The organism is Binatus sp. (SeqCode) (genome assembly GCF_036522015.1).
Lineage (GTDB): Bacteria > Desulfobacterota > Binatia > Binatales > Binataceae > Binatus.
Genome location: NZ_DATDGQ010000204.1, coordinates 1 through 1,754 on the forward strand (window position 1 = coordinate 1; position 1,754 = coordinate 1,754).

Below are 1,754 nucleotides of genomic sequence, written 5' to 3' on the forward strand. Positions count from 1 at the left end.
CTCGGATACAGCCACGGAAATTTACCGCCCGCCGCGGCGCGGGCTGACCGCGTGCTCTCCGGGCCGATGCATCCGTTTCTCACCGAGCGCGTGGTGATGACGGTAAGTGACGTGGTCAAGCGCGCGCTGGCGATGGGGTGATGTTGTGTTAGGCGGGGAATTGCAACGGCAGAAAGCTTTGCTGGCGGCCACCGACGCGATCGCAGTCGTTGGTGCGGCGGCATTGTCGCAGGTGATCAGAGCCCGCGATCTGTATCCGCTTAAGCCTGGCAGTTGGGGCGAAGCGCTGGCGGGCATGGTGATGCTGGTGGCGGTGTGGATTCTGGTCGCGCGCACGGTGGACTTTACCGCAATGGGCGCCGCCACGAAGTCAGATCGATCGTCAAGGCCAGTTGCGCGGCGTGGCTGATGATGGTTGCGATCAGCTTTTTTCTTCATATCGCGCCGTCGCGGTTCGCGGTCGCCAGTGGGCTTGTGCTGACGATTGGTCTCGTCTTGATTGCGCGCGTGATCGTCCGCCGCAGCATGAAGTTCTTTTACTCGAGGCCGCAGTTCGCGGTGCCGCTGGTGATAGTCGGCGCCAATACGTTTGGCATTTATCTGCGCGACCGAATCAGGGCAGAACTCACCTACTACGAATTTCTTGGTTTCGTCGATGAGAGCCCGTGCTTGCCCGCGCCTAACGGCTCGAACGGACTTTCGACGCAAGTAATCGGCGGGCTCGATCGGATTGCGAGCCTGTCAGCCGCGCACTCGAACCTGGAGGCGATGATTGTGCTGCCGGAACGCGACCACGAGCAGGTCGAACGCATCATCGAGCTTTGCGAGCGTCATCGAGTTCGATGGCGCGTGATGCCGCGGGTGGCGCAGTCGATGCCGCTCACGGTCGAGATGGTCGGCGCGATTCCGCTGATCGGGCCGCCCGGATCGAACATCGAAGGACTCAATTGCATTGTGAAGCGCGGCTTCGACATCGCGGTGGCGACGCTGATGACGATTGCGGTGTCGCCGATTTTGTTGCTTGCCGCAATTGCGATCCGCGTGCTCGACGGTAGTCCTCTGCTGTTTCGCCAGACCCGGATCGGAATCCATGGCAAGCCGTTCGAGCTGCTGAAGTTCCGCACGATGCGCGCCCAATGCTCGGACACGGTGCATCGCGAGTACGTCAAGGGATGGATTCGGCGCGACGCGAGCGAGCAGTCGAGCGCCGACGGCACTGAAGTTTTTAAAATTGAAAGCGACGAGCGGGTTACGCCGATCGGCCGATGGCTGCGTCGATTCAGCATCGACGAGCTGCCGCAGCTCCTCAACGTCCTTTACGGGAACATGAGCCTGATCGGGCCGCGGCCCGCGATGCCGTACGAGCTGGAGCTGTAGCAGGAATGGCATCGGCATCGGCTCGACGCCCCGCCGGGAATCACGGGGCTGTGGCAGGTCAGCGGGCGCAATCGACTGTCGTTCGAGGAAATGGTGCAGCTCGACATCGAATACATCGAAGACTGGTCGCTGGTGGGCGATATGGGAATCCTGCTGCGGACGCTGCCCGCGATGCTGCAAGGGAGCGGAATGTGATGCCAGTACCTGGCGACATCAGCGCCGTCGCGAACGTCGAGGGATGGCATACGCCCGCCTTCGCTCGCGGGGTTCGCGACAACGTGATCGGCGAGGTCGCGCTCCAGGCCGTGCGAATCGGCGGACTGGTGGTGCTCGCGCGAGCGCTGACGCCGTCGGACTTCGGACTGTTCAGAGTGCTG

The 1,754-nt window shown here is 62.4% G+C and carries 1 protein-coding gene and 2 pseudogenes; all 3 read left to right on the top strand.

Annotated elements, in window-relative coordinates; genetic code table 11:
- Positions 1 to 160: 160 nt before the first annotated feature.
- Positions 161 to 409, top strand: coding sequence for a hypothetical protein (locus VIW95_RS08925; protein WP_331585531.1), 249 nt, complete (start codon positions 161 to 163; stop codon positions 407 to 409).
- Between the two features lie 2 nt (positions 410 to 411).
- A pseudogene (locus VIW95_RS08930) lies at positions 412 to 1,572 on the top strand (sugar transferase).
- A pseudogene (locus tag VIW95_RS08935) lies at positions 1,572 to 1,754 on the top strand (hypothetical protein); the annotation flags it as partial. The pseudogenes VIW95_RS08930 and VIW95_RS08935, both read left to right, overlap by 1 nt.